The sequence below is a fragment of the Salipaludibacillus aurantiacus genome (assembly GCF_900111295.1).
Classification (GTDB): Bacteria; Bacillota; Bacilli; order Bacillales; family Salisediminibacteriaceae; genus Salipaludibacillus; species Salipaludibacillus aurantiacus.
In genome coordinates, this window is the sequence record NZ_FOGT01000018.1 from 1 (window position 1) to 25019 (window position 25019).

Sequence of the window (25019 nt, forward strand, 5' to 3'; positions counted from 1 at the left end):
AAAAGCATCACTCAACTCATTGAACCGCCGTATACGAGAACCGTACGTACGGTGGTGTGAGAGGACGGAGGGTCGAACCCTCCTCCTACTCGATTTTCTTAAAAAGGCAGGGAAGGCCTGTTTAAAAAGAGGGGCGGAAAGCCGGGTACCCTGCGCAGCCAGGGGCTTGCTCGTCGCAGGTGAAGATTAGTTGTCACAATGGGGGGAGGTTGGTGCAACACGGGTAGCACCAACCGCTTAGTTACTGACTTTAAACTCCATTATGCTTGCGATTGTTTAAGAATTCTTCGTGATCCGTTTGTTGGTGCTCCTGCGCAGCCAGGGGCTTGCTCGTCGCAGGTGAAGAGTGCAACAACGGTAGCACCAACCATACGCCCTCCCTTTCTTTGTCTTTCCCCTTTAAACATGATATGTTAAATAACATGATTAAAGGGGATGAATAATGGTGACTAAATTACTTTTTATTGGTGCTGGACGGATGGCAGAAGCTATTATTTCCGGCCTCACAGAGGATGAAAATAACGGATTTACCAGAGTGACAGTTTCAAATAGGGCTGATACCGAAAAACTTGAGAGATTAAAAAACACATACGGAGTGGAAGTGAGCAGCGATTGGAAAACAGAAGTAAACAAACATGATGCTATTCTGCTTGCTTCACCTCCTCATACGCATAATGAGTTGCTCAGGCAGCTTTCCGGCATGATAGAAGGCCAGTTTATTATCACTGTTGCAGCCGGAATAGACCCTTCATATATGGAAGCACGTCTGCCGGACAGAACACCTGCAGCATGGATTATGCCTAATACCGGCGCACAGATCGGCCAGTCAATGTCTACGTTTGCGTGCGGCAATTATGTGGAAGAGAATCATAGGAAAATACTTTACAAGATTTTATCAGCCATTGGCGAAGCAGAAGAATTGCCCGAAGAACAAGTTCATGATTTAACAGCAATTACAGGGAGCGCGCCCGCATTTTTGTATGCTTTCGCAGAAGCACTGGAAGAAGCGGCCGTATCTTATGAGGTCAGCCCTGACCAGGCAAGAAAGCTGGTGACTCATATGCTTAAAGGATCAGCATCCATGCTTGAAAAAGGTGAATCACCGCAAACGTTAATGCAGCAAGTAGCCTCTCCGGGAGGCTCTACAGCAGAAGGGCTGAGAGTTCTTGAAAAGGAAAATTTCGGTTCTCTTGTTAAAAAGGCTGTAAAGGCAACTAATGACCATGCCCGTGGCGGAAAAGATTAAGTTACTGGAGGTATTTGCATGCTGAAAAAATTGTCCTTATCGACCGGTTCACGTGACGAGATGCAGGATATCACGAACGAGGTGCAGCGAGTTTTAGATGAGAGCGGTGTAAATAACGGAGTAGTATATGTTTATTGTGCACACACCACTGGAGGCATCACCATTAATGAGAATGCCGATCCAGATGTTAAGCGGGATATGATTATGCGCTGGGACGAAGTATATCCATGGCATCATGAGCAGTACCGCCATGCAGAAGGAAACACGGCATCTCATCTAAAAGCAAGTACCGTCGGTGCTTCACAAGCAGTCATTATTGATAACGGAAAACTTATCCTTGGGACATGGCAAGGGATTTACTTCTGTGAGTTTGATGGCCCAAGGCAAAGGAATGTATATATTAAAATAATAGAAGGCTGACAGATCATTGGATAAAACAGGTTCAGGTTCAGCGGCAAGCTGGGCCTTTTTTTCCTGTGTCATTTACTTTTCTCTGTAAAATCAGCCCCCTCGAAACAAAATGTGATAAAATGCTATCAGTATGCGAAAAAAATGATGTAGGAGTAAGCTAAATGTCTGAACAACAATTAATCCGAGGCACAATGATATTAACCGCCAGCATTTTTCTCTCTAAAATGCTCGGTTTGATTTATGTTTTTCCATTTACAGCAATTGTCGGCCATAAAGGGCTCGCGCTTTACCAATACGGTTATACACCGTATACCGTCCTGCTGAGCCTTGCTACGCTTGGTGTCCCTCTGGCTGTTTCAAAGTTTGTCTCAAAATATAATGCATTAGGCGATTACAGGACAGGACAGCGCCTTTTAAAATCGGGCTTAGTTGTTATGACGATTACAGGATTTATTGCCTTTCTAGTTTTATTTTTTCTAGCCGGTCCGATCGCCCATCAGGTACTTGATCCGGAAAGTCTGGAAGGAAACACAGTGGCTGACACCATCTTCACTATTCGTATGGTGAGCGTGGCCCTGCTCGTGGTACCGGTCATGGCGCTTATCCGGGGGTATTTTCAAGGACACCAGTCAATGGGCCCCACGGCTGTCTCACAAGTAGTGGAACAGTTAATCAGAATTATTTTTATCCTTTTATTTACGTATTTGATTATTAACGTCTTTGGCGGAGAATTAGGCATTGCAGTAGGTTTTGCGACATTTGGAGCATTTGTCGGTGCGGTTGCCGGTTTGGCAGTGTTGCTGTTCTACTGGAAAAGAAGATGGCACGGGTTGCAGAAGCAGATTGATGAGAGCACTGTGGATTATCAGATTCCGCTTCCGAAAATGTATAAAGAACTGTTTGCGTATGCCTTGCCTATTTCTTTTGTAGGGCTATCTATTCCTCTATATCAAACAGTAGATTTAATTACTTTTAACCCTGCAATGATGGCAACAGGCATCAGTCAAGCCGTCACGGAAACATATTACGCATCTTTTACGCAGGCTTCCCACAAGCTCATACTTATACCTGTAGCACTAGCAACAGCGATGTCATTAACAATTATTCCTACTGTCACTAACGCCTATATTAATGAGGAAAAAGACAGACTCCAGCGGACGATTACACAGACTTTTCAAATTATATTGTTTTTAACTGTCCCGGCAGCAACAGGTTTAATGGTTTTGGCAGAGCCTGCTTATGGAGCACTGTTTGGTTTAGAAGAAGTGGCTGTAGGAAGTGATGTTCTAAGGTTCTATGCTCCCGTTGCTATAGCCTTTTCAATTTTTGCTGTGACCTCTGCTCTGCTTCAGGGCATTAATAAACAAAAATATGCTGTCATTGCTTTATTAGCAGGTCTGGCTTTTAAAGTTTCAGGAAACAGCCTGCTTATATCCTGGTTCGCGGCACATGGCGCCATTATTGCAACAGGAACGGGCTATCTCATTGCAATCGCCGTTAACCTTTGGGCTGTTCATAAGTTTGCAGAATATAACTTTACATTCGTATTAAAACGGTTTTTACTCATTTGCATATTTACTGCAGGGATGGCAGCAGTGGTCGCTTTCCTGAATTACGGTTTTCAGCAGATTATCCCCGTAAATAGCCGTTGGGACGCTTTGCTCATATTAACTGTCTCCGTGGTCGCGGGAATAGCAGTTTACTTAAATATCAGTGTACGTTCCGGGCTTGCCGGCCAAATTCTGGGCCACAGGTTTGATTTCCTGAATAAAAAATAATGACTCATTAAAACAAACAAAAGGTGCTTCGCTATAATTGCGAAGCACCTTTTTAATCCATCCAGTTTTCGGCCCATGCCTGTATTTCATCTAAGGCGGGTTCGAGCGCTTTTCCTTTATCAGTCAGCAGATATTCGATGCGGACGGGAGTTTCCGGGTACACTTTTCGTTTGACCACCCCGGCCGCTTCAAGCTGTTTAAGCCGGTCTACAAGCATTTTATCGCTCATACCCGGAATATTTGCAGAAATATCACGAAACCTTACAGGGCCATTCAGCAAAACACGGATAATCAGCCCGTTCCACCGTTTTCCTAGCAGCTGAAAAGCAGTTTCAAATTTAGGGCACAAGTTCATTTTAACCATATGATCACTCCCTGGGAGACGTTATCCCTTTGAATTATTGTACCATAATCACTTGACTTTAGTAAGCAGCTGCGATATTATACTTACAAATAGTTAGTAACACATTAAACTATTGTAAATTTAAAAAAATAAGAGGTTTATTATTTTTCTGTACAAGGAATGTTATTTACGGGTAAGCGGTTTTTCAAGCAATTAAAATTTATTATAGGAGTGGTTTAAAATGACAAAAATTCTTGTGCCTTATTACAGTTCATACGGCCATATTTATAAAATGGCAAAAGCAGTCGCAGAAGGTGTCTCAGATATAGAAGGTGCGGAAGTTAAAATTGTCCGGGTAGAAGAATTTGAAGCAGTTAAAGCAGCGATGTCCGGACAGGATGCCTATGTAGAAGCACAAAAAGCGCAGGAAGATATTCCTGTTGCGACCCACGATGATTTAAAGTGGGCCGACGGAATCGTATGGGGCATTCCTACCCGTTACGGCTCTATGCCTGCCCAAATGAAGCAATTCATTGACTCGGCAGGTGCCTTGTGGATGAACGGCGACTTGGAAGGCAAAGCAACAGGGATTTTCTCAAGTACTAATACCATTCATGGCGGCCAGGAAACAACAGCAATTACATCTATAGTCCCATTGCTTCACTTTGGACTTATTTATGTAGGCCTTCCTTATGGGGAAAATCCGGAAATGATGACAGATGATCCTGTTGGCGGTTCACCTTATTCAGCTTCCACAGTAGCGGGCCCTGATGGAAGCAACGAGCCTGATGAGAGAGATTTAACAATGGCTAAACGTTTAGGGAAACGGGTGGCCACTGTGGCTAAAGCATTAAGAGGGTAAAAATCCACGAAAATAAATAGAATAAGCCTGAAAAATCTGCTGTGACCATGGTTACAGCAGATTTTTATTATGTACTGAAAATAATTTCCTCTGTCAGTTCACAAGTCTCTTTTAGAGCTCTATCCCTTCTGCTATAATGTAAGAATTAATATGTGCATGGTTGCCTTTGGGTGGCCTATGGAGGTGAACTCCTTGGAAGAGAAAAATGGTAAAAAGCTTTACATAGATTGGTATCTTATAGTAAGTTTACTGCTTCTTGCATTATTCGGCCTTGTGATGGTTTACAGTGCGAGTTTTGTTCAAGGTTATCAGCATCATGATAATATAACTTACTTCTTCGATCGTCAGCTTCAGTGGCTGGTGATTTCTGCTTTTTTGTTCACTTTATTTATGTTCTTTCCATACCGCCATTTTCGTAAACTGGCAAAATGGATCGTGTTAGGTTCTATATTTCTGCTGCTGTTAATTTTAGTTCCTGGAGTCGGGCACGAGGTAAACGGGGCCACTCGCTGGATCAATTTAGGCGGGTTAAGAATCCAGCCGTCAGAATTTGTAAAAGTGGGTTCAATTATTTATTTAGCCTATGTGTATTCAAGGAAACAGGCGTACATTAATAAATTTTTTACCGGAGTTATGCCGCCTTTGATTGTTGTACTGGTCTTTTTTGTGCTGATTATGCTTCAGCCTGACCTTGGAACAGCCACGTCTATTGTTTTAGTGGCAGGCCTGATTGCTTTTTGTTCCGGTGCAAGGCTTCTTCATATTATTTCGCTCGGCTCGCTGGCAGGATGGGCGCTGTACCATTACGCCCAGTCAGCCCCATACAGATTAAACCGCCTTCTTGGCCACCGGAACCCGTTTGAACTGGAACAGACGGAAGGATTCCAGCTTGTTCAGTCTTACATTGCGATTGCTCACGGAGGCGTTTCCGGGGCAGGCTTAGGCCAGAGCGTTCAAAAATTATTTTATCTGCCTGAAGCCCATACAGATTTTATACTGGCAATTATCAGTGAGGAGCTGGGTTTAATAGGTATTACTTTTGTCTTTCTATTAATGCTCGTCATCATTGGAAGAGGAGTAGTCATTGGGGCCAGGTGCAAGGATGCTTTTGGCAGTTTGCTGGCGTTTGGCATTGTGTTTCAGCTGGGGATACAGATGGTCTTTAATGCCGGAGCAGTAAACGGGTTCCTTCCTATTACTGGTATTCCATTTCCATTCCTAAGCTACGGTGGGTCTTCTTTAATGGTCACCTTTATCTCCATGGGCATCCTGGCTAATATATCACGAAGAACAGAAAAGGAACGCCAGGAACGGCTTTATGAAAACGGTGACGGAACAACAGAAAAAAAGAGAGGATATGTGGGTAAACCATCTGCCTCTTTTGTAAGATAAATTAGGAAAGTGTTAGTAGGTGGAAACATGCAAGAACGTAAAAGTCCCTTTCAACAGCTTGATTATACACTCCTGTTCTTTTTATTCGTACTGATGTGTATCAGTTTATTAGCTATATACAGTGCTGCAACTGCTGACCAGTATAATGTCGGTCCCGGTCATTTTATTCAGCGGCAGCTTCTGTGGTTTGCCATCGGTACTGTTCTTATGATGGGGGCAATGGTCATTGATTATGATTTTTTTAAAAATTTATCTATTCCTTTTTATATTCTCGGAATGATTCTTTTGCTTCTGGTTCACTTTTTCGGGATAGAAATAAATGGAGCACAGCGCTGGATCGGAATTGACGGATTATTTCGCTTTCAGCCTTCTGAGTTTGTAAAAATATTCGTCATTATTTCTCTGGCGCATTTAATATATCAGATTACGAGAACCCCCAGAGAGAAGTCATTTACAACTGACTGTATTGTTGTAGGAAAAATACTTGCTGTCGGACTGCCGCCGTTCGGCCTTATTCTTATACAGCCTGATTTGGGAACAGCGCTCGTCATTGGAGCCATTATTTTTATTGCTATTCTAATGGCAGGGGTCACTTTCAGGATGATTGGTTTAATTATGTCGCTTGCTCTAGGTTTTATAGCATTGCTCGTTTGGCTTCATAACAACTATTTCGCGTTTTTCTCCAACTATCTTATAGCCCCTCACCAGTTAAGCAGAATTTATGCCTGGCTGGACCCTAATGCAAATATAGGCGCTGAAGGGTACCAGCTTTATCATGCTTTACAGGGCATTGGCGCAGGACAGCTTTACGGAAGCGGATTTGGGGCCGGGGTAAAATCACAAAGCGGGGCAATTCCGGAATTACATACCGACTTTATATTTACAGTGATTGCAGAAGAGTTCGGTTTTGTTGGGGCGACTGTGTTAATTGTTGTCTACTTTCTGTTATTGTACCGCATGGTAATTATTGCTTTTACTTGCAATAACAGCTTTGGCACCTATTTAGTTGCCGGAGTCATTGGGTTACTTGTTTTTCAAATTTTTCAAAATATAGGGATGACGATTGGTCTTGTACCAATTACAGGATTAGCTCTTCCATTTATCAGTTACGGGGGGAGTGCGTTAATAACAAATATGCTGGCCGTCGGGATTGTCCTGAATGTAAATATCAGAACGAGGCACTATATGTTTGGAGAAGAAGAGTAGAAGAAATGAGGGATTCTCAGTGCGTGCTGATAAAATATTAGCCAACATGGGCTACGGTTCGCGGAAAGAAGTAAAGAAACTATTAAAAAAAGGCAGTTTTTCTGTAAACGGAGAAACAGTTAAAGACGGGAAAATTCATGTAGACCCTGATAAAGATACGCTTGAAGTATTCGGGGAAAGACTTGAGTATAAACAATTTATTTATTTAATGATGAATAAGCCGCAAGGTTATGTGTCGGCAACGGAGGACTTGAAGGAATCGGCTGTCACAGAAATTCTGGAAGCCGAAGATGCTTTATATAACCCTTTCCCGGTCGGAAGGCTTGATAAAGATACAACTGGACTCCTGCTCCTTTCTAATGATGGAAAACTGGCCCATAAGCTTACTTCCCCAAAAAAGAAGGTTGATAAAACGTATCTCGTTCATCTTGACAGCCCCGTTAGTGAGGAAGATATTGATTCTTTGGAAAAAGGGGTCACACTGGATGACGGGTATGTGACAAGGCCTGCTAAAGTAGAACGTATAGAAGGAAAAAATGCTGATGTCGTGCGAATAACTATTCATGAAGGAAAGTTTCATCAGGTCAAACGCATGTTCCAAACAAGAGGAAAAAAAGTCATTAGGCTGAAAAGAGAACGTATCGGCCCGCTTTATCTTGATGAGACGCTTGATTTAGGAACTTATAGAGAATTGACAGAGGACGAACTCCAAAACTTAATAAACAGTACGTAATACAGAGAAAACCTGTCGTGAAAAAATCACAACAGGTTTTCTGTCTTTTTAGGAGACTTTAACTTTTTTATTGGTTGTAGTCCACAACCCTCTCTCAGGGCTGACTACAAGGTTATTATATTCCAGTACATTCAAATCCCGCTGGACAGTTCGTTCAGTGATCCCGAACTCCTCAACCAATTCTTTTGTAGAGACGCTTCCTCTTTGACTGATAAAAAGGTAAATGGATTTAATCCGAGTTAACATCCGTTCAGTTGAAGGTTTCAAAAAACCACTCCTTATTTTTGTCACCCGTGTTCAGAGATTGTAAGACTGAATTTAATGGAGACAGGGTGAATGTTTAAAAGACAGCCTACTGAAGTGTCCGGTCATTATCCTAAACGGATAAAGAAAAGCGTCTCAGTGTCTGCAGAAATACTCCACGTCATTTAAAGCGTTTATCTAAGTCCGCGGCCAATATGTGATTCGCCAAAAATAATATGTGCCAAGTCAGAACTCAGACCTCCTGTCTAAGAGGTAAAGTTAAATGTGTCTCCCTCCTTTTCTATATTTTAACGTACGAAAGTGCTTTTAGTAAAGTTATCGGTTTGTTAACATTTATTAAGCCTATGTAAAGATATCTATTCACAGACTCCCTTTTCCATTACACTGTAAAAGCGTATACTCATATTTGAAATTAAAATGGAGGAAGAAAATATGGATTGGAACAAATTAGTTAAAAAAAGACAAGAAATGATCGTAAATAATACACAGGATTTTTTACAAATAAAAAGTGTCTTAGACGAAGCAACTGCTTCTTCATATGCCCCTTTCGGTGAAGGGATCCGCAAAGCGTATAACTGGCTGTTGCATAAAGCTGAGAAAGATGGATTCACTGTGAAAGATTTGGATGGAAAGGCAGCTCACATTGAATGGGGAGAAGGAGAAGAGCTGGTAGGGGTTTTATGTCATATTGATGTTGTACCTGAGGGGGAAGGCTGGACGACCCCTGCCTTTGATGCGGATATTCGGAACGGGAAAATTTATGCCCGGGGAGCTTTGGATGATAAGGGACCGACAATGGCTGCTTATCATGCATTGAAGTTACTGAAGGACAAGGGAGTAAAGTTAGAAAAAAGAGTCAGGCTGATTATCGGAACAGATGAAGAGAGTCAATGGCGGTGCGTCAGTCATTATTTTGACCATGAAGAGATGCCCTCGCTTGGATTTGCACCTGATGCTGACTTTCCAATAATCTATGCCGAGAAAGGAATAGCCGACCTGACTTATAAATTGGACTTGTGGGAAGAACAAGGCCTGATCCGTTCGTTCAGCTCAGGCAGCAGGCTGAACATGGTGCCTGATTTTGCTTCAGCAGTCATAAATAAAAAAGAGCTGGATGCTGACTTCCAATTAAAAGAAATATATAAAAACTACTTAGCGCAAATTCAGGCTGAAGGGGGCGTAGAGGAGGATTCAGACACCGTATTACTGACTTTTTCGGGGCGCTCAGCCCACGGGATGGAACCGGAAGACGGACTGAATGCGGGTTTGTACTTAGCTGATTTTTTGTGCACTATGCCTCTTAAAGAATATGAAAAAAGGTTTTTCTATACATTAAATGACTACTTTTTAAATGATTCACGCGGTAAAAAGGCAGGAGTTAACTATATGCATAAAGAGCTGGGGGACCTCACCATAAATATTGGAACAATTAAGTTTGAAGGAGGAAACACCAGCAGCATTGGTATTAATTTGCGTTATCCTGACGGGGTGATTTTTAACAGTGTAAAGCAAAGGCTGGACCGCATTTTCACAAGTACAGGGTTTACTGGAAGTATTATTTCACATGCTCCGCCTCATGCGGTAAATAAAGACCATCAGCTGGTCAGGACTCTTTCAAAGGTTTATGAGAGTCAGACAAGCAGTAAAGCTGATCTGATTGCGATTGGCGGAGGGACCTATGCGAGATCTTTAAAGGCAGGTGTTGCTTTCGGCCCGCTGTTCCCAGGCCAGAAAGACGTGGTACACCAGGCCGATGAGTATATTGATATTGATAATCTTGTTAAGATCACAGCTATGTACGCAGAAGCAATTTACGAGCTATGTAATCAACAATAATTATGGAAAGCCAGGGATGTTAAATGGATAGCCAACAACAGACTTTTTTTAATATGAAAGCTTTTTATTTTTTTGCATATTTCGCTTTTGGAGGTTTATTTCCTCTTTTAAGCGTTTATTTACAGAGTGAGGCAGGGCTGAGCGGTTCTCAAATAGGGGTGATAACGTCCATTGGCCCTATTGTTATGCTGCTTACACAGCCGGTCTGGGGAATGTTAAGCGATTATACAAAGAGGCCGAGAATGCTTCTTACAGCAGCTTGTATAGGTGCAGGAGCGGTCGGTTTTACGTATTTGTTTGCTGAAGAGTATATCGTATTTGTAACAATTGCTGCAGGTCTGGCTGTCTTCCAAAGTGCTGTAATCCCATTGTCAGACAGTATGGCTATGAATTATGTATACAGACATGGCGGAGACTACGGGAATATTCGTATGTGGGGAGCAGTAGGTTTTGCTGTCTCTGTCTGGTTAATGGGTAATTTATCAGACTGGTTTGCACAGTCTGTTATCTTTTACGGTTTTGCGGCCGTTTTATTTATAAGCGCCTTCTTTTCGTGGGGCATGCCTAAAGAGCAGGTGACTACAAAAGTGGATTTAAAAGGGGGGATGAAACGGCTTGTAAAAGTCCCAGGCTTTATGCTGTTCCTCCTGGTTACCTTTCTCGTTTTTGGCCCAATTATGGCGAATAATTTTTATTTTGGTTTATTGATTCAATTTACAGGCGGTTCACTTGCAGGGGTAGGTTTTGCATTCCTGTTAGCCGCCGGCAGTGAAGTTCCTTTCATGAGGTGGGCTGGGAACTGGATCAGGAAACGGGGCATACTTGTTATTTTGTTTGCTGCGGCATTTGCTTCCGGAATCAGATGGCTTTTCTATGCCACAGGGCCTGAACCGGGTTTTATATATGTGACTACCATTATTCAGGGGTTCAGTATAGGTTTATTTGTCCCGGCTGCTCTTCAGTATGTAACGGAACTCGCCCCTAAAGAAGTTAAAGCAACCGCTGTAGCGATATACTCAGCTGTCGGTAATGGTTTAGGGGCGTGGTTTTTCAGCATAAGTGCAGGCTTAATCATGGATTGGTACAATATTTTGTCAGTGTATTTATTTTACGGCGTTTTATCGCTTGCAGGGGCGTTATTAACCCTTTGGATGATTAAACAAAACAGCTCTGACAACATACAGGCAGCTTCCTGAAGAAGCTGCCTGTAGAATATTTATTCAAAATCAAATAAATCGGTTGAAAGGTAACGTTCACCTGTATCACATGCAATAGCGACCACCACATCATCAGGAGACAGCCTTTTAGCAACTTGTAAAGCAGCATAACAGGCAGCTCCGGATGAAGGACCGACTAATATTCCTTCTTCCATTGATAAACGGCGGGTTGTTTCATATGCATCTTCATCTGCTATCCTGAAAATTTCTCCATACACTTTTTCATTTAAGATAGGAGGTACGAAACCGGGACTGGTACCGACAAGTTTATGGGGGCCTGGTTTTCCTCCTGATAGGACAGGCGAACCTTTAGGTTCGACGACATGCACGGAAAGGTCCGGATATTCTTTTTTTAATTCTTCTCCTGTTCCGGTAATGGTTCCGCCCGTTCCGGAAGCTGCAACAAATGCAGACAGCTTTTTTCCAAGTTGATTCATACCATCAATGATTTCAGAAGCTGTCGTGTGCCGGTGGGCATCCGGATTAGCAGCGTTCTCAAATTGCATAGGCATAAAACTGTTGGGAATTTCTTTAACAAGCTCATGAGCTCTATCAATAGCTCCAGGCATTTTTTTATCTCCGGGAGTTAATTCCACTTTTGCTCCGTAAGCTTTTAACAGATTAATTCGTTCTTTTGACATCGTGTCAGGCATGACTAATATTGCTTCAAGCCCTTTGGCTGCTGCAGTCATTGCCAAACCGATGCCTGTATTACCGGACGTAGGTTCAATAATTACTGATTTTTCGTTGATAAACCCTTCTTTTTCTGCCTGGTCAATCATGTTAAAAGCAGCGCGGTCTTTTACACTTCCGCTTGGATTCATAAATTCAAGCTTTAAATAAACCTGGGCTCCTCCTTCTTCAGGCAGTTTCTGCAGTTTAACAAGAGGTGTATCACCTATCAGTTCGGACATATTATTTACTACTTTCATGCGGCTGTTCATCCTTTCCTGGTTATAATAATTTAAGATATATTATAAAAATATTTACTTAATTTGGCAGTTGACACGCGGCGAAGACTTCGCTCCTGCGGGTGTTCGTCCCTTCGTTCACCAGAAGGTATGTCTTTAGAGTTGGAGAGGCTATCTTAAAGAGCACGGTTACTAGAAGTTAAAGTCGTATTAAATAGATATGTTTAATCTATATTGTATCACAGCTTTTCTATAAGTATAAAGGAGTGAGGAATATGAGCGGCGTGCATACGTTTATAGGCATACCATTAAGCGGAGAAGTCAGACAAAAGTGTGAGCAATGGCAAGAGGTTTATCATCTGGATAAATATTACAAAAAGCTGGTTAATAAACAGGATTTTCATATTACCTTATTGTTTTTAGGTGGATGGGAAGAGGTAAACAGGGTAAAGTTATGGAGAAGACTGGAAGAAAAACTTAGCGGGATTCCCAGCTTTACTATCACCTTTTCTCAATTAAATTTTTTTGGAAATAAACGTCAGCCAGGGGTCTTTTACATGGAACCTGAGTTTAAGCGGGACCTGTTTTATCTGCAGAAGGTGATTGAAGATGAAGCCATCTCGCTCGGCTTTCCGGCAGAGAACCGCCCTTACCGCCCGCATGCTACTCTGGCTAAAAAATGGAAAAATCCAAAGGGCGAACGTCCAGCCAGCTGGGATTTACCGTCAGAAATTAATAAGAGTAAACAACAGATAAATAAAGTATGTTTATTCCAGATTCACCCGTCAAAAGATCATATGTATGAAGTAATTGAGGTCATTGATTTAGCAGACGGGGAATAAGGAGAGGAGGAAGAACTTTGGGACAGCTCCTAAAATTGTCTGATTACGTTTCACGTTATGAAATAGATATTTACCGTTACCCAGCCCGCTATGTCCGACTGAAAAAGGAACGTTGGCAGAGGCTGAAACAGGATTGGGAGAACAGAAAAAAAGGTTACAATGATCTTCCTTTTTGGAATGATTATGAAAAAAAGGATAGTTCAATTATAATAAAATCCCTGAGACTTTTTCGCCGTAAAAAGAAGGATATTAAAGAAGAAGTGGACTTACCTTCAGAACAGCAGCTCAGGCACCATACAATGGAAGAGCTGAAAGAGACCTTCAGAAAAGAGCTGTTTGAGTTTCAGGTAAACTGGGCAAGTTCCACCGTCTCAAAAGTATCTTATGTAAAGAAAAGTTACTATTTTGATACTTTATTGAACTTTTTGCTAAATGAGTTGCCTGATACGTATTTTGTTTTTTATGAGCCGTCCTTTATATTAAAAAAAGCACCAGTCGATCTGGAAGTGATAGTATTGACTCCCTCTGAAGTTTGGCTGATTCATCCGCTGCGGGGAAATAGCCATACAATATTCCAGCCTGAGTCAGACCGTTTCTGGGTAAGGAAGCAAGATGGAAGGAATGAACGTATATTACATCCTTTTATTTCTTTAAGACGGATGAAAACAGTAGTTGAGGGCATATTGTCAGAGAAAGGGATGTCTTTGCCTATTCGGACAGCAGTAGTAGCGAAAGACAGCTTCATTGATATGCCAGCAGCAGGCAAAAATATAAAAATAATTGATAAACGCAGTTTTGACACATTTAAACAGTCTATTTTAAAAAACAAGTCACCTATTAAACATGTACAGTTAAAAGCTGCCGATATCCTTTTATCCCAAAGCCTTACAAAGTCTGAACACAGGCTCTCGGAGGGGGAGCAATAAAGGTCAGTATATAAATATTTATCTGTTGAATATCCCCTCGTTATTCTGTATTATAGGAAAAGTGTGCTAATACAGAAACAGATAATGAAGGTGAAGCGTGTGACAGATGAAAATAATCAAGCAATGTTATCCTGCCAGTCCGGCTGTCATGTTTATATACGCCATGCGTTTGACTGGAAAGGAAATAAAGGGATTGAAGTGGCTCTGACTGAAGAAGGAGATCCTTTATTTGCTTATTCAGTTCATTTAGCTGTAAAAGATCTTGAAGCCGCGTATTTAAAAGGGGAAAACCAAAGCGGTTCTTGGAATGATAAATTATTTATTATCCAGCCTGCCATGACTTGTGAAGAAAAACAGGAAGTGGATGACTCTCTTGTTAATTGGGCTTCAAAATTATAAAAAACACTGGAGCAAACGCTGCCCCAGTGTTTTTTTATGGATGTGTTCAAAATTGTAGCATATCTGCCGGTAACATTCGGATACTTTCCAGAGTGCAAGCCCCGGTACTCCCGCGGCCCGCCCTTCAAAATGGAAGAGCTTGTCGCTTTGTTAGTTCAGCCTCTGATTTCAATTTAATTTCCATATCTCAGAAGCGTATTCTCTGATCGTCCTGTCGCTGGAAAATTTTCCTGAGTAAGCAATATTAGTGACGCTCATTTTCTGCCATGTCTGTTTATCCCGGTAGGCCCGTTCGACTAATTCGTGTGACTCGATATAAGGATCAAAATCTTTTAAGACGAAATAAGGGTCATTATGATAAAGAATATTATAGAAAATATCTTTGAATTCAATTTCTTCAGCCCCGAACTCTCCGTGATTTAACTGATCCAGGATCCTTTTTACACGGTCGTCGGTATGATAGATATCCTTAGCTACATAATTACCATTTTGGTAATAATTTAACACTTCTTCAGCATTCAGCCCAAAGATAAATATATTGTCTTCTCCCACAAGGTCTTTAATTTCAATGTTTGCTCCATCAAGTGTCCCCAGAGTGATGGCACCATTCATCATCATTTTCATGTTTCCTGTGCCCGAGGCCTCTTTACTCGCTGTAGAGATCTGTTCACTTATATCTGCAGCTGGTATTATTTTTTCGGCGAGGCTGACGTTATAATTTTCAAGGAAAATAACCTTCAGTTTATCATTGATCGACTTATCATGATTGACAATGGAGGCGACATGATGGATCAGCTTAATCACTTCTTTTGCCAGATGGTAGCTTGGAGCTGCCTTCGCTGCGAAAATAAATGTTCTTGGTGTCAGATCGAGTGAAGGGTTATCCTTTAATTCATTATAAAGGTAAATAACATGAAAAATATTCAGTAACTGCCGTTTGTACTCATGCAGCCGTTTTATCTGGACATCGAAAATTGATTCTTCGTCTACAGTGAAGCCTGTTTTTTCATGAATTAAATTAGCAAGGGCTTGCTTATTTTTTTGTTTCACGCGGTCAATTTTCTCCAGAAATGGTTTATCATTTGAATAACGCAGCAAACTGATCAATTTATTCGGCTGTTTTATCCATTGAGGGCCTATGACATCAGTTATGGCCCGGGACAGACACGGGTTGACCTGCAGGAGCCAGCGCCTGTGGGTGATCCCGTTAGTTTTATTATTAAAGCGGGAAGGAAAAAGGGTATAGAAATCCTTCATTTCTTTCTTTTTAAGAATTTCAGTGTGTATTCTCGCTACCCCATTGACGCTGAAGCTTCCGACGATAGCCAGCCTGGCCATATGTACCTGGTCATCAGCGATAATGGCAAGTTCCGGAATCTTCTCGCGCAGTTCCTCGTGGTCAAACCAGATCCCCTGGCAAAAACGCTCATTTATTTCATCAATGATCATATAAATTCTCGGAAGCAGGTTCTGGATCATTGAGACAGGCCATTTCTCCAAAGCCTCACTTAAGGTGGTATGATTCGTATACGCTATGACGTTTGTCGTTACTTCCCATGCCTCATCCCATTCAAACTCTTCTTCGTCCATTAAGAGGCGCATCAGTTCAGGAACCGCGAGACTGGGATGTGTATCATTAATCTGAATGACAATCTTTTCAGCCATCGATGACAGCGGAAGATTATAGTCTGTCTTAAATTTCTTTATAATTCCCTGAATAGTAGACGATACAAGGAAATATTGCTGTTTTAACCTCAATTCTTTTCCTTCAAAGCTTGAATCATCCGGATATAAAAATCCTGAAATTTGTTCTACAGAATGGGTATGATCGAGGTGGTGGTAATACTGGGAATTAGGACCAGACAGGAAATCGGATGTTTCAGGAGAAATTTCCGCACTCCAGAGCCTTAAAGTGTTTACCACGTTATTCTGATAGCCGGAAACCGGCACATCATAAGGAACAGCCATCACTTTGTCAGTCTGTTCATAGCTCGCTTCAAATTTACCGTCCTGTTTTTTATGAAGGTGTACTTTACCTCCAAACTGAACTTCTACTGCTTCATCAGCTTTTCTTGTTTCCCATGGATACTCTTCTTTGAGCCAGTAATCAGGCAGCTCAATCTGGTTCCCGTGTATGATCCTCTGTTCGAAGAGGCCGTATCTGTAACGGATACCGCTGCCGTGGCCGGCGTAACTCAGGGAAGCGATGGAATCGAGGAAACAGGCGGCCAGCCTGCCCAAGCCGCCGTTCCCTAAGCCGGCATCATGTTCATTTTTAAAGACTTCTTCGGGATTCCTTCCAAGTTCAAGCAATGCTTCCTTGCACGTATCGAGAAGGCCGCAGTTTAACAAGTTGGTTTCAAGGAGCCGGCCGATCAAAAACTCCATCGACAGATAAAAAACCTGCTTTGTTTCGTTTTGCTGATATCTTTCCTGAGTATCCAGCCATTTAGGGATCAACTCATCTTTCACAATAGAGGAGATAACATAATACAGGTCTTTGTCGGTAGCATCTTCCAGATATTTTCGGCGTTGACGGGTCAGTTTATCTTCCAGAAGATTAATAAAAGCCTCTTTGCTGTATTGGTTCATTACGTTCACTCCTCGGGTGCAGTTTCTGTTTCAGTCAGACCGCTGTAGATGCCGGCATAAGCCTTTGCAGATTCTTTCCAGCTGAACTGGCTTTTATTTACATTTTTAATAAGTTTATCCCAAAGGTTAGGCTGGTGGTAAATACTTAAGGAATAATTCATAACAGACAATAAATCGTGAGCATTGTAATTAGTAAAACTGAATCCGTTGCCCTCGCCTGTTATTTCATTAAAAGGCTGGACTGTATCTTTTAAGCCGCCTGTTTCACGCACGATCGGAACCGTTTTATACCGGAGAGCGATAAGCTGGGACAGACCGCAAGGCTCAAATTTAGATGGCATAAGAAAGAAATCTGCGCCTGCATAAAGCTTACGGGCGGTCCCTTCGTCAAACTTGAGCAGAGTCGCCATTTTACTTTGATGCTTCCATGCCAGGTGTTTGAAAGACTCTTCAAATTCATACTCTCCCGTACCAAGGATTATGACCTGAACCTCCTGTTGTAAAAACTCGTCCAATATTCTTTCAAGCAGGTGGAACCCTTTTTGTTCGACCAGCCTTGATATGGCGATATAAACAGGAATGTCACGATTAACATGCAGCCCCAGTTCCTCTTGAAGCGCCTCTTTGTTTTCTTTCTTTTTTACCCGCGAATGACTGTAATTAACTGGAATATTAGGGTCTTTCATCGGATTATAATCTTCAGCATTAATCCCGTTAATTACACCTGATAAATCAGCATTTCTTTCCCTGAGAAGGGGGTGGAGGCTTTCTCCATAGAATGGATCCTTAATTTCTTCGGCATAGCTGGGACTTACTGTCGTTATCTTATCAGCGTGAAAAATTCCGCTTTTCATACAATTAATCATCCCATTCCATTCAAACCCTCCGAAGTGTTCTAAAGGAAGCTGAATAAGATCATTAAACGCATGGTGAGGCATGAGCCCCTGGTATTTAATATTATGAATGGTAAAGACTGTTTTTAAATTGCCGGGATGAAATATTTTTGCAAAGGCTACGGCTAAACCGGTCTGCCAGTCATGCCCGTGTAAAATGTCTGGTTCATAATCAATATGCTGAAGGGCTTCAACCACAGCTCTGCTGAAGAAAACAAACCTTTCACCATCATCGTAATAGCCATATATCCCTTTTCTTGTATAGTAATAATCATTTCCGATAAAGTAATAGGTGACTCCCTCATGTTTTAGTTCGTAAAGGGAGGCTTCCTGAGAGCGCCAGCCGACCTGTACTTGGAAGTCAGCTGTTTTTTCCATTTGCTCTGTCCATTCCGATGATATTTCATCATATAAGGGCAGCACAACCCTGACTTCGCAAAGGCCCTCATTCTGGAGGGCCTGGGGAAGAGATCCTATAACATCGGCCAGCCCACCTGTCTTTACAAAAGGGGTACATTCTGAAGCAGTAAATAATATCTTTTTCATCCTGAATCTCTTCTCCTTTTAATTAAATGTTTTTACGTTTAGCTACAACAAATGGTTTTTCTCTTGATCCGATAAAGGTTTGGCCGGCGGATATATGGACGTCTTTATCCAAAATGACATTTTCGAGACGAACGCCTTCTTCTATTGTGCAGCGCTGCATAATTATTGAATTCTTTACTTGCGCTCCTTTTCTTACTTTAACGCCTCTAAATAATATACTTCCCGTGACTTCACCGTCTATTACTGAACCATTTGCAAGCATGGAATCTGATACCTTCGCACCTTTTCTATACTTAACCGGCGGTTCATTGCTGATTTTTGTACGAACAAACTGGTTTTTGAAAAAGAGAGCTTTATAATTTTCAGGGCGAAGTAAATTCATATTCTGCCTGAAAAAGCTTTCTATGGAATTTACAAAAGCGCTATAGCCTTCGTACCGGTAGAACTGGACATTCAGTCTGTGAAGGTTTTCCTTTATTCCGTTAAAGAAGAAATGGTCTTTATGATAGGCAATACATTCGTCAACCAGTTTCAGTAACACATCTTTTTTTATAATATACACCCCGGTAAACACGTGCGGGTTTTGCTGGTCGTTAGTTAAATTAAGGATTTTACCGTCCTCATCATGCTCTACCCGGAGCTGGGAAACATGTTCAGGCTTAAATTCATTTACCCTGGTAGTGATGCAGGTAACATCAGCATCGTTTTCAAGGTGATGATTGAAAGCTTTTTCATACCGGGTGTTTGAAATGAACTGGCTTCCGCTGATAATCACGTGATTAGCTTTTGAACGGTGGAAGTAATCCCGGTTATTATGGAAATGACGTAAATCTCCCCGTGAAATGTCGGTTGGATCATTCCAGTCCGGAGGGAGGATGAACAAGCCTCCGTGCCGTTTGGCCAGTTCCCAGTCTGAGCCTGTCCCTAAGTGGTCCATAAGCGAACGGTATTTTCTATTACTGAAAATAGCTACTTCTCCTACGCCTGAATTCACCATATTTGAAAGAGTAAAGTCGATTAAACGGTAGCGTCCGGCAAAAGGAACAGCAGAACCACACCTGAAGTAAGTCAGTTCTTCCAAAAAGTCATATTCATGTTCTATATTAATTAATCCCATTAACGTATCCATATGGCAGCCTCCTTTATTATTCCGTTACAAATTTTTCAATGTTCTCTGAACTTATGACGACAGGTTCATCATACTCTTCACCATTAATAACAGTCCCGTCAGGGATGGTTATTTTTTCCATAACAATTGCCCTGTTTATAGTGCAATTGTTGCCGACTTTCACGCTGGGGTGGAGAATAGATTCTTTAACTAAAGTATTTTCACCTATGTCTATGCCTTCAAAAAGAATTGAATTTTGAACGGTTCCGCTGATCCAGCACCCTGAATTCACGAGCGAATTATCTATTTCTGCATTAGGCTCAATAAATTGCGGCGGATAGTTGGAATCATGAGAGTAAGTCCGCCATTCCTTGGAGTTTAAAGACAGGGATAAATCTTCTTCCAATAAGTCCATATTCGCTTCCCAATAACTTTTAATTGTTCCAACATCTTTCCAGTACCCCTGGAAACGGTAAGCGAACAAGCGTAAGCCGTCATTAAGCATGGCTGGAATAATATCTTTTCCGAAGTCATGGCTTGAACTGTCTGACGCTTCATCGTCTATTAAGTACTTGCGCAGTGTCTTCCAGTTGAATATATAAATTCCCATTGAGGCCAGGTTATTTTTAGGGTTTTGGGGCTTTTCATCAAATTCATATATTTCAAGGTTTTCTTTCGTATTTAATATACCGAAACGCGAAGCTTCGTCCCAAGGGACCTCTATGACTGAGATGGTTGCTTCTGACTGTTTTTCTTTGTGATGGTCAATGAGCCTCTGATAGTTCATCTGGTAGATGTGGTCACCTGAAATGACCAGGACATATTCAGGGTCAAACTGATCAATAAATTGCATGTTTTGGGAGATGGCATCGGCCGTCCCTTTATACCAGCTGCCTCCTTTTTGGGCGGTGAAGGGCGACAAAATGGATACACCATCGTGTTGACGGTCCAAATCCCAAGGTTTCCCGATGCCTATATGCTTATTTAAAATCATAGGTGAATATTGGGTTAAAACACCGACGGTATGAATTTTTGAATTTGTACAATTGCTCAATGTGAAGTCTATGATCCTGTATTTGCCGCCAAACGGGACTGCAGGCTTTGCAAGGTTTTTAGTAAGCAAACCGAGCCGTTTGCCTTCTCCGCCTGCAAGGAGCATTCCTACGCATTCTTTGGACATTTAAGATTCCTCCTCAATTTTTTCTTTATCTATTTTTTTATAAATGGCTACAGCTAAAGGGGGGATGCTGATTTTAATATGATTGTCAAAACTGTGCCACTTATCAGAAAAACTAAAATGCTTGTCTCCACTAACCTGATGGGAGCCGCCGAATTCTTCGGAATCGGAGTTGAATATTTCTTCATATGTGCCCGGGGATGGGACGCCTACTTTGTAATCGTGATAAACATTAGGAGTGAAATTACAAATAATGATTAACTGATCGCTGTCCTTCTTGCCCTGTCTAATAAAAGCGACTGTACTTTGATCAATGTTATGAGGGTCAATCCACTTGAAGCCTTCAGGATCGTGATCCAGTTCAAAAAGAGCAGGGTGAGATTGGTAAAATTTATTCAGTTCTCTTACATAAGTAAACATACTTTGATGGAATGGGTAATCAGTTAAATGCCAGTCTAATTGTTCTTTATCTTTCCACTCTGCATATTGGCCAAGCTCACCTCCCATAAATAAGAGTTTTTTCCCGGGGTGAGCCATCATATAGCCGTATAACAGGCGCAGGTTTGCAAATTGCTGCCACTGGTCTCCGGGCATTTTATTTAACAGCGAGCGTTTTCCATGCACTACTTCATCGTGTGACAGAGGCAGCACGAAGTTTTCAGTGTGAATATACATAAATGAAAAAGTTAATAAGTTATGGTGCCATTTCCGGTAAAGAGGATCATGCTCCATATACTCAAGCATGTCATTCATCCAGCCCATATTCCATTTAAAATTGAAACCAAGTCCACCGCTGTGTGTTGGGGCAGTTACCAAGGGGAGATCCGAGCTGTCTTCAGCCATCATTAAGACAGAAGGAAAATATTCGAAAACGACCTGGTTCAGTTTCTTTATAAAAGCAAAAGCTTCAAGGTGATCATCTCCTCCATACGAATTGTAAACTTTTTCTTCATCTTCGTTTTTATCAAAATTCAAAGACAGCATGCTTGCTACTGCGTCGACGCGGATCCCGTCTATGTGAAATTCTTTTAGCCAGTAAACGGCATTAGAAATCAAAAAACTTTGGACTTCCTGACGGCCGAAATCAAATGTGAGCGTTCCCCATGACGTCTTTTCGGACTTTCTGGGATCGGCATATTCAAAAAGAGGCTCTCCATCAAACTGCCTCAAGCCGTGATCGTCTTTACAGAAATGACCGGGTACCCAGTCTAAAATAACGCCGAGGCCCTCCTGGTGACATTGGTCTATGAAATATTTAAAGTCATCAGGTTTGCCGTAACGGCTCGTTACCGAATAATATCCTGTGATCTGGTAACCCCAGGAAAGGTCATATGGATGTTCGCTGATGGGCATGATTTCGATATGCGTATATCCTAAATCTTTTACATACGGGATGAGTTCATCTGCGAGTTCCCTGTAAGTGTACAGTTTACCGTCAGGTTTCTTCCTCCATGTCCCTAAGTGGACTTCGTAAATATTTACAGGAGATTTGTAAGGGTTATAGTGTTTTTTGGTTTCCTGCCATTTTTTATCCTTCCATTTATAAGGGGGGGCATTGCCCGGAGTTAATGAGGCAGTGGCAGGGCGCAGTTCCGAATGGACCGCGTAAGGATCGGATTTTAATCGGCGTTTCCCGCTGGCATGGATGATTTCGTATTTATAAGGGCTGTCCGGTGGAATGTCAGATAAAAAGCCTGCCCAGAGACCTTCTTTATTCACACGTTTTAGAGGAGAGTCCGTACCGTCCCAGTTATTAAAATCTCCGACTACAGAGACAGCGGACGCGTTTGGAGCCCATACAACGAAGCGGTAGCCTATTTTATTTTTCCATTTAATTTCATGGCAGCCCAACAGCTTGTAACTGTGGTAATGGGTTCCTTGATGAAACAAGTAAATATCTTGGGGTGACAGGTTATAATCCATCAACATGTTCCTTTCTTAAAAAGTGACCTGAAATAAATGAAGCAAATTAATGTGCAAGAGAATAAATATGAGTAGCGCCCTGTCATAAATTATTTCTCTTTTAGTATGCCAGGTTCCTCTAATATAACTTAAAAAAAGTTAAAATTGTGCGAGTTTTTCAACATTTTTAAGAACTATTTTAAAGAAAGGGTTTTCACAAAGATTGTACTTAATTAAGGATGAGGTATAATAGAGAATACTGCTTTTCAAAGTTCGTTTAAATAAATGGTAGGATGCAGAAATGAGGGATAATACACCATGGATTATATGACAGCATGGATAGAAGATCGGAAATGTGTCGAGCTGAAAGGAGAGGGGGCCGGACGGTCAATCCATTCAGGAGATGAGGCAGTTATCATGGGAAATGATATACTTATTCCTTTATACGCAGATCACGTGGACGAGAACCGGGTTATTTTGCATTCAACAGAGGATCTGCCGTTTGGAGCAGAAATGGTATTGGAATGTAAAGAGGTTATTGCTCCAGTATATGCAGGTGAAGTAGTCCGGACGAAATGGTTTGACGATTTATTCAATGCTTCGGAGGAAATGCTTGGAGCAATTTACAAGCCCGAAAGTTCAACTTTCAGAGTATGGAGCCCGGTGGCTGTCGAAATGACACTTAATCTCAATAAAGTCTCTTATCCTATGAACAGGAAAGGTAATGGTGTTTGGGAACATACAGTGGCTGGGAATTGTGAAACTGCAGCATACTCATTTTCTGCCAAAGTCAATGGGGAAGTGGTTGAAGCATCTGATCCTTATGCTAAGGCTTTAACAGCTAACAGCACCTCAGCAGTCGTGGCTGACCTTGGGAAGACAGACCCGGAGCACTTCCGTACGTACCCTAAACCTGAATTAGGACATTTACAGGACAGTTCAATTTACGAAGTTCATATAAGGGATGCTACGATCCATGAGGAGAGCGGGGCTGCTGCTAAAGGAAAGTATACAGGGCTGGCTGAATCAGGGACAAAAACAGGTAATGGGTATACGACAGGGCTTGATTACATTGCAGGGCTGGGGGTCACTCACGTCCAGCTTCTTCCAGTTAATGATTTCGCAAGAGTGGATGATTACAGACCGGAAAGCGGGTATAACTGGGGGTATGATCCTTTATTTTATCAAGTCCCTGAAGGGAGCTACTGTACAGTCCCATCGGATCCGTATAGTAGAATAACCGAGCTGAAACAATTGATTAAGTCCTTTAACCTTAAAGGACTTTCAGTCATCATCGATGTGGTTTACAACCACGTGTTTATTATGGAAGAATCGCCGTTGGAGAAGCTTGTACCCGGCTATTATTTCCGCTATCACCTTGATGGCTCTTTAAGCAATGGGACGGGCGTCGGCAACGATTTAGCAACTGAAAGAAACATGGTAAAGAAGTTAATATTGGATACAATCGATTTCTGGTTGTCAGAATACAGAGTAGACGGGTTCCGATTTGATTTAATGGGAGCTATGGATATTGACACGATGAAAGAGATTTCAAGACGGTGCAAGGAAGAAAACAGGCCTGTCATGCTTTTAGGAGAAGGATGGGAATTGCCCACTGCGCTTGAAAGTACAAGAAAGGCAACGAATTTCCAGTCTGGGCAGATCCCGGATGTTCATTTCTTTAACGACTTATTTCGCGATTCGTTAAAGGGAAGCCTGTTTGATTTTAATGACTATGGTTACATTAATGGAAAGGGGAGGTTTATTGAAAGGCTGTCCCACCTTGTTAAAGGATCATGCATGACCGGGGAAGGCCACCCTCCTTTCGTTCAAGATGTAACGCAAACAGTTAATTATGTGGAATGCCATGATAACCATACACTATGGGACCGGCTGCTAATCACCAATTCCAATGAGAATGAGTTAGACAGGATGGAAATGCACAAACTGGCGACAGGGTTGACGGTACTGAGTCAGGGTATCCCGTTTCTTCATGCGGGGCAGGAATGGTTCCGTTCGAAAAATGGAGATGGAAACAGCTATATTTCCGGCGATTTGGTAAATCAGCTGGATTGGTCTGAGAGAGAATTAAATAATGAACATATTCAATATGTCAGGGACTTATTAACTATCCGGAACAAATATCCTGTTTTTAGAATCAGATCGGCCCCCGAAATAACCAGGCGGCTTCATGTGCTGGCGACACCAGCACCTGTATTTGGATATACGCTGCTTGGGAAGGAATTCGACTTTTGTGTGTTTGTAAATCCAACAAAAAAACGTTATCAGCTGAAACTCCCGTCACCCGGAAGCTGGAAAATACTTTTGTCCAGTAAAGGTAAGGATTTCCGGTCAAACTCTGTTATTAAAGGAGAATTTACAGAAGTGGAGCCTTATGAGCTGATCGTCACAAAAAAATCAAGACTTTAGTTGAA

General features: G+C 41.8%; 21 protein-coding genes. 13 read left to right on the forward strand and 8 right to left on the reverse strand.

Annotated elements, in window-relative coordinates; genetic code table 11:
• The first annotated feature begins 442 nt into the window (after nucleotides 1-442).
• The 3 genes from proC (at nucleotide 443) to BMW59_RS17430 (ending at nucleotide 3435) form a co-directional block, all read left to right on the forward strand.
• Nucleotides 443-1246 (forward strand): pyrroline-5-carboxylate reductase, encoded by an 804-nt coding sequence (proC, locus tag BMW59_RS17420; protein ID WP_093054876.1) that lies wholly within the window; start codon nucleotides 443-445, stop codon nucleotides 1244-1246.
• Nucleotides 1247-1264: 18 nt separating this feature from the next.
• Entirely contained in the window at nucleotides 1265-1666 is a 402-nt protein-coding gene (locus tag BMW59_RS17425; protein ID WP_093054878.1) for a secondary thiamine-phosphate synthase enzyme YjbQ, read from the forward strand.
• A gap of 152 nt (nucleotides 1667-1818) precedes the next feature.
• On the forward strand, nucleotides 1819-3435 hold the full coding sequence (locus tag BMW59_RS17430; protein ID WP_093054880.1) for a putative polysaccharide biosynthesis protein: 1617 nt from the start codon (nucleotides 1819-1821) through the stop codon (nucleotides 3433-3435).
• A gap of 52 nt (nucleotides 3436-3487) precedes the next feature.
• Here the strand turns inward: BMW59_RS17430 and BMW59_RS17435 are convergent, their stop codons facing one another.
• A complete protein-coding gene (locus BMW59_RS17435) occupies nucleotides 3488-3799 on the reverse strand; it encodes a winged helix-turn-helix transcriptional regulator (RefSeq protein ID WP_093054882.1) in 312 nt (103 codons plus the stop codon).
• Between the two features lie 220 nt (nucleotides 3800-4019).
• Between BMW59_RS17435 and wrbA the strand changes: the two genes are divergently transcribed.
• The 4 genes from wrbA (at nucleotide 4020) to BMW59_RS17455 (ending at nucleotide 7971) form a co-directional block, all read left to right on the forward strand.
• Nucleotides 4020-4640, forward strand: a complete 621-nt coding sequence (gene wrbA / locus BMW59_RS17440; protein WP_093054884.1) for an NAD(P)H:quinone oxidoreductase — start codon at nucleotides 4020-4022, stop codon at nucleotides 4638-4640.
• Nucleotides 4641-4832: 192 nt separating this feature from the next.
• Nucleotides 4833-6032, forward strand: coding sequence for a putative lipid II flippase FtsW (gene ftsW, locus BMW59_RS17445; RefSeq protein ID WP_245733206.1), 1200 nt, complete (start codon nucleotides 4833-4835; stop codon nucleotides 6030-6032).
• Between the two features lie 27 nt (nucleotides 6033-6059).
• Nucleotides 6060-7238, forward strand: a complete 1179-nt coding sequence (rodA, locus tag BMW59_RS17450) for a rod shape-determining protein RodA (protein ID WP_093054888.1) — start codon at nucleotides 6060-6062, stop codon at nucleotides 7236-7238.
• Nucleotides 7239-7257: 19 nt separating this feature from the next.
• Complete coding sequence (locus BMW59_RS17455) at nucleotides 7258-7971, forward strand: pseudouridine synthase (protein ID WP_093054890.1); 714 nt, start codon at nucleotides 7258-7260, stop codon at nucleotides 7969-7971.
• Between the two features lie 48 nt (nucleotides 7972-8019).
• On the opposite strand, the gene BMW59_RS17460 is transcribed toward BMW59_RS17455, so the two are convergent.
• Nucleotides 8020-8238 carry a DeoR family transcriptional regulator gene (locus BMW59_RS17460; protein ID WP_093054892.1) on the reverse strand — a complete coding sequence of 73 codons (219 nt, stop codon included), beginning with the start codon at nucleotides 8236-8238 and terminating at the stop codon, nucleotides 8020-8022.
• A gap of 429 nt (nucleotides 8239-8667) precedes the next feature.
• Between BMW59_RS17460 and pepV the strand changes: the two genes are divergently transcribed.
• Nucleotides 8668-10071, forward strand: a complete 1404-nt coding sequence (gene pepV / locus BMW59_RS17465; RefSeq protein ID WP_177174414.1) for a dipeptidase PepV — start codon at nucleotides 8668-8670, stop codon at nucleotides 10069-10071.
• A gap of 23 nt (nucleotides 10072-10094) precedes the next feature.
• On the forward strand, nucleotides 10095-11267 hold the full coding sequence (locus tag BMW59_RS17470; RefSeq protein ID WP_093054896.1) for an MFS transporter: 1173 nt from the start codon (nucleotides 10095-10097) through the stop codon (nucleotides 11265-11267).
• 20 nt (nucleotides 11268-11287) lie between these two features.
• On the opposite strand, the gene cysK is transcribed toward BMW59_RS17470, so the two are convergent.
• Entirely contained in the window at nucleotides 11288-12220 is a 933-nt protein-coding gene (gene cysK, locus BMW59_RS17475; RefSeq protein WP_093054898.1) for a cysteine synthase A, read from the reverse strand.
• A gap of 254 nt (nucleotides 12221-12474) precedes the next feature.
• Here cysK and thpR point away from each other — a divergent pair, with 254 nt between their 5' ends.
• The 3 genes from thpR (at nucleotide 12475) to BMW59_RS17490 (ending at nucleotide 14366) form a co-directional block, all read left to right on the forward strand.
• Entirely contained in the window at nucleotides 12475-13041 is a 567-nt protein-coding gene (gene thpR, locus BMW59_RS17480; protein ID WP_093054900.1) for an RNA 2',3'-cyclic phosphodiesterase, read from the forward strand.
• A gap of 17 nt (nucleotides 13042-13058) precedes the next feature.
• Nucleotides 13059-13967 carry a hypothetical protein gene (locus BMW59_RS17485; protein ID WP_093054902.1) on the forward strand — a complete coding sequence of 303 codons (909 nt, stop codon included), beginning with the start codon at nucleotides 13059-13061 and terminating at the stop codon, nucleotides 13965-13967.
• A gap of 84 nt (nucleotides 13968-14051) precedes the next feature.
• On the forward strand, nucleotides 14052-14366 hold the full coding sequence (locus tag BMW59_RS17490; RefSeq protein WP_177174415.1) for a hypothetical protein: 315 nt from the start codon (nucleotides 14052-14054) through the stop codon (nucleotides 14364-14366).
• 168 nt (nucleotides 14367-14534) lie between these two features.
• Here BMW59_RS17490 and BMW59_RS17495 read toward each other — a convergent pair whose 3' ends face one another.
• Genes BMW59_RS17495 through glgB form a run of 5 tightly spaced genes read right to left on the reverse strand, consistent with a single transcriptional unit; the run spans nucleotide 14535 to nucleotide 22605 of the window.
• Complete coding sequence (locus tag BMW59_RS17495) at nucleotides 14535-16958, reverse strand: glycogen/starch/alpha-glucan phosphorylase (RefSeq protein WP_093054906.1); 2424 nt, start codon at nucleotides 16956-16958, stop codon at nucleotides 14535-14537.
• A 5-nt stretch (nucleotides 16959-16963) separates the two neighbouring features.
• On the reverse strand, nucleotides 16964-18397 hold the full coding sequence (glgA, locus tag BMW59_RS17500; RefSeq protein WP_093054908.1) for a glycogen synthase GlgA: 1434 nt from the start codon (nucleotides 18395-18397) through the stop codon (nucleotides 16964-16966).
• A gap of 22 nt (nucleotides 18398-18419) precedes the next feature.
• Nucleotides 18420-19526, reverse strand: coding sequence for a glucose-1-phosphate adenylyltransferase subunit GlgD (gene glgD, locus BMW59_RS17505; RefSeq protein ID WP_093054910.1), 1107 nt, complete (start codon nucleotides 19524-19526; stop codon nucleotides 18420-18422).
• Between the two features lie 16 nt (nucleotides 19527-19542).
• On the reverse strand, nucleotides 19543-20685 hold the full coding sequence (locus BMW59_RS17510) for a glucose-1-phosphate adenylyltransferase (RefSeq protein WP_093054913.1): 1143 nt from the start codon (nucleotides 20683-20685) through the stop codon (nucleotides 19543-19545).
• Nucleotides 20686-22605 carry a 1,4-alpha-glucan branching protein GlgB gene (gene glgB, locus BMW59_RS17515; RefSeq protein WP_093054915.1) on the reverse strand — a complete coding sequence of 640 codons (1920 nt, stop codon included), beginning with the start codon at nucleotides 22603-22605 and terminating at the stop codon, nucleotides 20686-20688.
• Between the two features lie 297 nt (nucleotides 22606-22902).
• On the opposite strand from glgB, the gene pulA reads away from it, so the two are divergent.
• Entirely contained in the window at nucleotides 22903-25014 is a 2112-nt protein-coding gene (gene pulA, locus BMW59_RS17520) for a type I pullulanase (RefSeq protein WP_093054917.1), read from the forward strand.
• The last annotated feature ends 5 nt before the right edge of the window (nucleotides 25015-25019 follow it).